At 70.0% G+C, this 8692-nt stretch carries 8 protein-coding genes; 3 read left to right on the top strand and 5 right to left on the bottom strand.

The annotated features are described in order from the left end of the window. The first annotated feature begins 210 nt into the window (after positions 1-210). Positions 211-2694, top strand: coding sequence for a M14 family metallopeptidase (locus ACIBTV_RS04130; RefSeq protein WP_396702181.1), 2484 nt, complete (start codon positions 211-213; stop codon positions 2692-2694). 278 nt (positions 2695-2972) lie between these two features. On the opposite strand, the gene ACIBTV_RS04135 is transcribed toward ACIBTV_RS04130, so the two are convergent. The 3 genes from ACIBTV_RS04135 to ACIBTV_RS04145 form a co-directional block, all read right to left on the bottom strand. Further along, positions 2973-3551, bottom strand: a complete 579-nt coding sequence (locus ACIBTV_RS04135; RefSeq protein WP_396702183.1) for a flavoprotein — start codon at positions 3549-3551, stop codon at positions 2973-2975. A gap of 64 nt (positions 3552-3615) precedes the next feature. Next, positions 3616-4269, bottom strand: a complete 654-nt coding sequence (locus ACIBTV_RS04140) for an HAD family hydrolase (protein ID WP_396702185.1) — start codon at positions 4267-4269, stop codon at positions 3616-3618. A gap of 104 nt (positions 4270-4373) precedes the next feature. Further along, the gene (locus ACIBTV_RS04145) at positions 4374-4973 is read right to left on the bottom strand and encodes a restriction endonuclease (protein ID WP_396702187.1); all 600 of its coding nucleotides are present in this window, start codon (positions 4971-4973) and stop codon (positions 4374-4376) included. Between the two features lie 729 nt (positions 4974-5702). On the opposite strand from ACIBTV_RS04145, the gene ACIBTV_RS04150 reads away from it, so the two are divergent. Both ACIBTV_RS04150 and ACIBTV_RS04155 read left to right on the top strand, forming a co-directional pair. Beyond that, positions 5703-6461 (top strand): HipA family kinase, encoded by a 759-nt coding sequence (locus ACIBTV_RS04150; RefSeq protein ID WP_396702189.1) that lies wholly within the window; start codon positions 5703-5705, stop codon positions 6459-6461. Continuing rightward, positions 6458-6835, top strand: coding sequence for a DUF3037 domain-containing protein (locus tag ACIBTV_RS04155; protein WP_396702191.1), 378 nt, complete (start codon positions 6458-6460; stop codon positions 6833-6835). The genes ACIBTV_RS04150 and ACIBTV_RS04155 overlap by 4 nt, the downstream gene beginning before the upstream one ends. A gap of 78 nt (positions 6836-6913) precedes the next feature. Here the strand turns inward: ACIBTV_RS04155 and ACIBTV_RS04160 are convergent, their stop codons facing one another. Continuing rightward, the gene (locus ACIBTV_RS04160; RefSeq protein WP_396702864.1) at positions 6914-7129 is read right to left on the bottom strand and encodes an alpha-galactosidase; all 216 of its coding nucleotides are present in this window, start codon (positions 7127-7129) and stop codon (positions 6914-6916) included. After that, positions 7130-8110, bottom strand: coding sequence for a pyridoxamine 5'-phosphate oxidase family protein (locus ACIBTV_RS04165; RefSeq protein ID WP_396702193.1), 981 nt, complete (start codon positions 8108-8110; stop codon positions 7130-7132). Positions 8111-8692: the final 582 nt, after the last annotated feature.

An 8692-nucleotide genomic window follows, 5' to 3' on the forward strand; every position in this document is an offset into this window, starting at 1 on the left:
GGGGCGGGCGGCGCGGCCGACCTCGCGATGCCTCAAGTAATGCTCAAATTACTTCGATCCGGGCCGATGCGGCCGCCGACGCGCATACGCTCACCGGACTCGCGCACGACCCTTGGACCTTCTCGCCACGCCGACCGTCGCCATGCCCAGGTTGCGCGAGCGTCAACCGTCCATCCTATGTGGACTACTGCGAGCACGAAGGAGGGGAGTATGCGACGCACCCCACGACGCATCGCGTTCGTGGCGCTGCCCGCCCTGATGGCGGGTGTCCTCGTGTCGACCGGGCCCGCGGGCGCGGATCCCACGGGAACGAGCACCACTGTCGGCTCCGCCCGAGCCGAGCTGGAGATCCAGGACCAGGTTCGCCGCGTACGCGTCAGGCTGGCCGGCGCCGACCTGCTGGACAAGGTCGTCGCCGCCGGCTTCGACATCGACCACGGCCTGCGGCGTGTGCCGACCGGCATCGAGGGCGAGGCGGTGGTCACCGCCGGGGAGATCGCCGAACTGACGGCGATGGGCGTCGAGGTCCTCGGCGACGAGGGGGGCTTCGCCTGGAGTGACGAGGCCGACGGCGGCCTCCAGGGCAACGCGGCCGTCCGCACCGCGCAGCCGGCCAGCCACGAGGCGACGGTACGGATCGCCCGTGCCGACTGGTTCACCACCAAGGGCCAGGGCTTCCTGTACGTCGAGGCGCGCACCACCGAGGGACAACGGGAAGAGCCCGTCGTCGAGATGCAGCTCGAGAACGACTCGGGCAGGGGCACGTCCTTCGGCTTCCCCCGGACGATGAGCCGGTTCGTCGACTCGGGGCAGTACATGTTCCACAGGAACCTGTTCAAGCTCGACGCCCGCCCGAACCAGATCCGGGTCACCAGCTCGACGGGCGGCGTCGCCACCGGCGCGGTCTCCGACTGGCTGGAGGACGCGCCGCCGCCGCTGACGGCGAACCCGTCGTACAAGTCGGACTTCGTGGACGGCTACAAGCACCCGCAGCAGCTCTACAGCCGCGCCCGGGAGATCGCCCGCCAGTACCCGGACATCGCCGAGATCGTCTACCTGCCGAACCAGACGAACGGCTACCAGCGCAAGGCGCAGGCCACGATCGGCGGTACGGGGCAGTCGGCGGTCGTGGTCAGCTCGGCCGCCTGGGGCCACGAGGGCGGCAACGACGTCACAGTCGAGTTCGTGGACCGCTCGGAGGCGGATCTTCCGCTCGCCGTGGAGGTCGCGGGCACGGCGGTCCGCGTCCTGCTCGCCACTGATGCCTCCGGTGCGCCGGCGAGTACGGCCACCGAGGTGGCGGACGCGCTGCGTACCCGGTCGCAGGGTGTCATCGACCGCGCGCACCCGTACCGCACGAACGCGGGCACCGGCATCGTCGCGCCGACAGCCGGCCCGGTGGCGCTGTCCGACTTCCTCGACCAGAAGCGTGTCGGCGCGCCGGAGGGGGAGGTGCCCCGGGGTCCGGTCACGATTCCCGTCCTGCGGATCGGCAAGCACCGCGACGGCACGAAGCCCGGCGTCCTGATCCAGGCGCAGGACCACGCCCGCGAGTGGGTGCCGGCGACGACCAGCCTGGAGTCGGCCGAGCGTCTGGTGCACAACTATCGCTCCGACCGGGAGACGAAGAAGATCGTCGACAACACCGACGTCTTCTTCATCTTCTCCAACAACCCCGACGGGGCGAACTACAGCTTCTACAACTTCGCCTCGCAGCGGAAGAACATGACGAACCACTGCCCGGACGCGGCGGCCGACCCGGGGCAGCGGAACTCCTGGGGCGTCGACCTGAACCGGAACTACCGGGTCGCGTCGGGTCACGACGGCTACGCGGGCGGGTCGACCAACTGCGTCAGCGGCACCTACCAGGGGCCGGAGGAGCTGTCCGAGCCCGAGTCGAAGAACATCATCTGGCTGGTCGAGAAGTACTCGAACATCAAGTTCATGATGTCGGTGCACTCCAACGGCGGTCAGTTGTTCTGGCAGCCCGGCGCGTACATCGCGGACGGGCGGATCACCACGCCGCGCCCACCGCTTGGTGACGAGGCGTTCTACTGGCAGTCGGCGGCCCGGATCCTGTCGCAGGTCAAGGCGCACCGGGAGACAGTCGTCACGCCGGAGAACGTCGGCGGCTCGTCCGACGTCCTCTACTCCTCCGCCGGCAACGTGCGCGAGGACCTGTACTACACCTACGGGATCTACGCCTTCGGTTGGGAGGTCGGCGGCTCCGTTTACAACCCGGCCACCGGGGGATGGCAGGGCGGCTCGTTCCAGCCGGAGTGGACGGGGAACCCCGAGCTGGTCAGCGGCCACGCCGAGACGATGGAGTACGCCAACGGGATCATGGAGATGTTCCGGGTCGCGGCGGACTGGGGTCGGGACCGGAAGAACCCGACGTCGCAGCTCGTTCCCGGCGCGGGGACCTACCGCGGGCCGGTGGACGTACGCTTCGAGACCAGCGAGCCGGCCACGATCTACTACACGACCGACGGTAGCCGTCCCACGCTCCAGTCGCCGCGCTACGCGGCCACCGAGTTCCGGGAGCCAGGGCAGGTGTTCCACGTGACCGAGACGACGACGTTCCGCTGGTTCTCGGTGGACAGCGCCGGCAACATCGAGAAGAACTACGACCCGACGAAGAACGACAGACGCAACAACTACCGTACGGCGACGATCAAGATCGCCAAGAGGTAGTAAGCATCAGGTGATCATTGCCCCGCCGATGCCTTCACCCGCGCCGGCGGGGCAATGATCTATCAGGCCGCGTCCTCGACCGCCGTGGACAGGTCCTCGTCTGGTGGGTAGGCGGCGCGCATGCCCGGGAGCGAGGATTCGGGCGCCGACCTGGACCCGGCGTCACACGGGCGGTCTCGCGCCGACCGGGTGTTCGCCAGATCGCGGCGGGGCTCGCCTTACCAAGAGCCCGTCTTCTATCGACGGGCATCCGGTGGCAGACGGCGGCACACAGGTAATCAGAGCTGGCTGGTAGCGGCCGTTCGGAGTTCGTGGGCGATTTGGGCGGCTGTGTCGAAGGCCACCGTCCAGGGGAAGGCCTTCTGCCGATCGTTGCCGCTGCCGGGCGGATGCGGTTCCCATTGGTCGTCGGGGCCGAGCAGGACGCGTACCCCTTCGTCGCGGAGGCTGGCCACGGCGTGCCGGAACGGCGCCCGCGCGGCGAGGGCGGCGTTGACGAACGGGACGATGACGGTCGGCACCTGCCGTCCGATCAACTCGGCGACCGAGGTCATGGCGTAGTTGTCGGCGAGGCCGAGGGCGATCTTGTTGATCGAGTTGTAGGTCGCGGGGGCGATGACCAGGGCGTCGGCGGCGGGGAGCGATCGGCGGGTGCCGGGCGACGAATTGTAGGTCGATCGGATCTGATGACCGGTGAGGCTCTCGAGCGACTGCGGCTCGATGAAGTTCATCGCGCTCGGCGTGGCCGTGACCGCCGCTGTCCAGGATTGACTCTGTGCAGCCCTGACGAGCTTGGTTACCTCGGTGGCCGGACCGGCGCCGCAGACGACGATCTGGAGGTGACCGCCGGTCACCATTGGATCCCGACGCTCTGGGCGAAACCAACAGCGGCGGTGCGAACAGAGCCCGTGGCGCGCATGGCTAGGTCGCCGACGTGTGCTTGCGTACCAGTTCGGGCAGCTCAGCCAGCGAGTCGAGCCGGAACAGACAGCGCTCGCTGACGGCCTTGTCGTCGAGGATGTGTCCCCACGGGCCACGCCGTACCAGCGCGGTCACGATCCCGGCCTCTTGCGCGGGCCGGATGTCGTTGTCCAGCCGGTCCCCGACGTACAGCACCTGATCGGCGGGGCAGCCCGCCTCCACGATTACGCGGTCGAAGAACGCCGCTGACGGCTTCTCCACGCCCCAACCGTCCGACGTGCCGATAACGTCCACCGGCAGGTCCAAAGCGCGCAGGATCGTCTCAGCCCGTGCCGTCTGGTTACCGGCCAGACCCACCTGCACGCCCAACTCGCGCAGCGCGGCCAGGCACGGCCGCGCATCCGGGTACAGGTTCTCCTCTGAGAACTGCTCCGGCTGGCCAACCGCAGCCCTGCGCTGCCGCTCCTCGTCCAGGTCGAACCCCGGCCGGAAGACCTGGAACGTCTCCCGGTAGTCCAGGCCCCGAGCGATCACCGCCCCGAATACCGCCGAGAAAGTGTGCCGGGGTACGCCCAGCCAGTCCGCCCAGGTCCCGTACTCCCGGGACTCGTCGACGATCGTCTCGCCCACGTCGAAGAACACGCTCGCGATCACCCTGCGAGTGTGCCCTCCTTGCTCAAAGTGATCAACACGGGTGATGGCCCGCGAGGCCTGTCTCCCTGCCCCCAGCCCGACGCCGGCGCTCCCGCGGGCTTGCCTCAGTGCTTCAGATGAAGCGCCTGTGTGCTGACCCACCGGGCCAGCGCTGGCCGGTCCACCAGCATGATGCGGCAGCGCAGCGCCACATCCCGCGCCTGCGCGGTCGGGCGGCCGGTGGTCACCAACAGCGCGACGTCAGCGCGGTGGATCTCGCGGGCCGTCCCGGCGAACCGCTGGACGTGTGGGCTTCCCAGGTTGCCCTTGTACCGCTTGCACTGGACCACCACCCGGCGCCCGCACGGTGACTGCCCGATCACGTCGGCGCCCATGTCGCCGGAGCCCCCGGAGACCGTGACGTTGCGGTATCCGCTGGCGCGCATCAGCCGCGCGACGAACTGCTCGAACTCCGGCCCAGACATGTGGTCGGTGACCGCCACGTTGCGCTCGTGCTCGGCCAACTGCCGCTCGCCTGCCCACCGTAAGTACACCCAGGCGCTCAGGCCGGCGAGCGCGGCGAGCACGACCAGGGAGGCAATGACCGGGTGCTCGCGCGCGACCTGAACCACGGCCGACACGGCGAGCAGGCCCCCGCCGATCGCGGCGAGCGTCACCCCGTCGCTGCGCTTGCCCCGGCGCCGCCGATTCTTGCGTCGAGCCACTTAAACCTCCCCAGATCAACGTGGGCTAGAAGGCGCGCACAGAATGTAGCGGCGGGGTGCGACAAGAGTCTGTCCACGCCGGACGGACCAGGCAAAGCCCACCGGCCGCCAGCGCTTCCCCAAACCCTTTCCCGGCCGCTTCCAAAATTCCAGCGCTCGTATCCGCGCAGGTCAGCGCTATAGCGACGGGGTGCTGCAGCAGGTCGGCGTACACGTGTCCCGCGCTCCGGCCCTGGGCGCGACCCGTGGATCGGGCAGGTCCAGTCGCCGCAGCGCCGAGGTCAACCAGCCCCAGTCCACGTTCAGCCGGCGACGCTACGGCCCCGGCAACCCGGCGCGGAGGGCGCTGAACTCATCCGCAGTGCCGGCCCGGTAGTGGGCCGGCACGTTCCGTTACATCTCCAGAGCGGATCGCGCCTGCTCGCCCTCCGTGACTTGCCGGACGCTGGTTCGGCTGGCGAGCGATGTCCTCTTACTCGCTTCGGGTTGGTGGCACCGACAGGCACGCGAGCATCGGTTCGACGCTGGCTCGTAATCCGCGGGTTCGGGGTTCGAGTCCCTGGCGGCGCACCAACGATCAAGGCCCTGACCTGGTGGTTCACGCCGCGTCGGGGCTGTTTTCGGGTAATCCTCCGCCGACCAGCCGAGATGCCGCTTGACCTGAAGAGCCGAGATGAGGTTGATATGGTCCTCGGCCGGTCTGGACCGCCCGGCGGCTAGGCTGGCCGAATGCTGCGCGAGGTGACCGGGATCCGTTACGTGACCCCGCTGCGGGAGGGCGGCTCGCTACCCGGGCTGGTCGAGGCCGACGACCTCGGCACCTACGTGGTGAAATTCCGCGGCGCCGGCCAGGGACCCAAAGTCCTGGTTGCCGAGGTGATCTGCGGTGAGCTGGCCCGCCGGCTGGGCCTGTCGGTGCCGCCGCTCGTGGTGGTCGACATCGACCCGGTCATCGGCCGCGCCGAACCGGACCAGGAGGTGCAGGAGCTGCTACGAGCTAGCGGCGGTACCAACCTAGGGATGGACTTCCTGCCCGGCGCCCTTGGCTTCGACCCGCTGGCCCACCCGGTCGACCCCGACCTGGCCTCCCGGGTGCTCTGGTTCGACGCGTTCGTCGAGAACGTCGACCGCAGCTGGCGCAACCCCAACCTGTTGGTCTGGCACCGGGCGGTGTGGCTGATCGACCACGGCGCCGCCCTGTACTTCCACCACAACTGGCCGCGCGCGCAGGCCGTCGTACGCCGACCGTTCAGGGCCGACGATCACGTGCTGGCGCCGTACGCCACCCGGCTCCCCGAGGCCGACGCCGACCTCGCTCCGCGGATCACCGCCGACCTGCTCGACCAGGTGCTGGCGCTGGTGCCGGACGGCTGGCTGGTCGGCGCGGACTTCGCCGACGCGGCCACGGCCCGGGCCGCGTACCGGGACCACCTGGCCAGCCGGGTGGCCGACAGTTCGGCTTGGCTGCCGACGGGAGCGCCCGCATGAGAAACCCCTTCGAGTACGCCCTGATCCGCGCCGTGCCGCGGGTCGAGCGCGGTGAGCAGATCAACGTCGGCGTCATCCTCTACTGCCAGGCGAGAGACTTCCTGTCCGCCCGCACCCATATCGACGAGCGGCGCCTGCGCGCGCTGTCCGCGGACGTCGACGTCGAGCAGGTCGCCGCCGCCCTGAGCGGCTGGGATCTCACTTGCGCCGGCGGTGAGCATGGGGGACCCGCCGCCGCTATGCGCCTGGGTGAACGCTTCCGCTGGCTGACTGCGCCCCGCAGTACCCTCATCCAGCCCGGGCCGGTGCACACCGGCCTGACCTCCGACCCGGCCGCCGATCTGGACCGGCTGTTGATCCTCCTGGTGCACTGACCCACGTTGCACCCTGGTCGCGGCCGAGCAGACGCCGGTGGGCGCAGGCCCGCCCCACCACCCGGACTCTCGACCGCCTCATCCGGGGCGGACGCTCGGCCGGTCGCCGCCCGCCTCGCGGCTGACCGCTTCGATCAGGTCCCGGTTGCGGTCCCACTTGAGGTAGTCGATGGAGTGTTCACGGACCAGGGCGTCGATGTGGGTCAGGAGGTGTTCGTACGCCTCGGGGCGGGCGATGTCGAGCACGTACTGCTGCCGGGAGCTCGACCCGAGACCGGCGCGCGACCCGAGGATCTAGTCCAGGTCCCGTTCGGCGAGCTCCGAGTCGAGGCTGATCATCTCGGGCTCGAACCAGAGCCCGAACTCCGGTGCGGTGTCCGTCGGTGCCGGCGGGTTGAACCGGGAGTAGGCGTGCAGTTGCCAGCGGAGGGCGCTGGCCCGCTCGATCTCCACGACCTGAGCGACGGTTAACTCGATCATGCGCCGCGCCCCGGGGAACCGGCTCGCCCGGTCCGGGTCCCAGTTGATCCGCCCGGTTCCGCTGAGCTGCAGGGTGCTACCGGTCTCCCAGTCGAGGAAGACGATCCCGGTCCGGGCGTCGAGCTGCATGTTGCCGAGGCTCATGAAGAAGGAGTTGCCGACGTAGTCCGGCCAGGTGATCGTCCGCTCGTCCAGGACGGTGACGAATCCGGGTTGTCCGCCGCGGTGGTTGGCGTCCGCGCCGTGCCCGGGGGCACGGGTGCCGATGAAGAAGGTGTCCGCCGACCGGACGATGGTCTGCTGCGGCGCGGTGAGCGTGCGGCCGACGGTCACGCGGGGCGCCTCGGGCGGTGGTATCTCGTCCACGATCGTCCGGAGCTGAAGGTACTTCGGGCAGTTGCCGAGCACCTGTTCCGTGCGTAGGACCAGGCGGTCCCCGTCCCGGTGGGCGGTGCCGGCCACCTTCACCCGCCGCAGTGTCTGCGGGGAGAGCGCCACCATGCCGAAGTCCGCGGGTTCGGTGAAGGCGTCCCGCAGCGGGTCGCCGACCGGTGGCAGCGCGTCGATGATGATCGTCCGGTGGTCGCGGCTGTCGACGAACCCTTCGTCGCCGGTGAGCACCGTGCACCAGAGGTTCCCGTCGGCGTCGGCCCCGGAGAGCGCGACGAGTCGCTGGTGACGGAGAAAGTCGGCGAAGGGCCCGATCTCCGCCCCGAACATCGGCGAGCCCCACCCGGGGCCACCCTCCCCGGCCCTGCGCTGCACGGCCTGTTCCCCCGGATGGACGGGGCTCATGCGATCGCCTCCGATGACTCTGTGGACGTGCTGCCGCCCGGGCATCGCGGCCGCCGGGCGGCGACAGTGGGTCCGTACTCCGGTGTGACCTGACGGTCCGCCTCCATGACGGTACTCGAATCGGACGGCACGTGTCCGTTTATGTGGGCGACCGGCGGGGTGGCCTTTGCCACGTCCATGCCTGAGCCCGCAGACCGGCACCGCCCGCACGACCCCGGCCTGCCGGCCAGGCCGCACGCAGCTTCGGCCCACACCCACGAACGGACGCCTCGAACGTACGTTGATCAAGGTATGCGAACGGTGTGTGCTCTCGCTGTGGTCTGGCTCCTGCGGGCCATCGGCGTCCTCTGCTGGCATCTCGTCGTCAAGCACCGGCGCCCGGCCGACCACACTCGCGGCTGAGGCCGAGGCCCGGCCACTCGTGGAGGGTGCCGAGGCGGCCCACCGCTCGCCGTGGGGGGGGGGGGGGGGGCCCCCCCCCCCCCCGCGCCCCCGCCGGCCGGTATCAGATGGTAAAACACGGGGGGACCGGGTGTTAGTTAGGGCCCCCCGACCCCCAACACCACCCCCCCCCCCCGCGGG

This window comes from Micromonospora sp. NPDC049366 (assembly GCF_044466625.1).
Lineage (GTDB): Bacteria > Actinomycetota > Actinomycetes > Mycobacteriales > Micromonosporaceae > Micromonospora.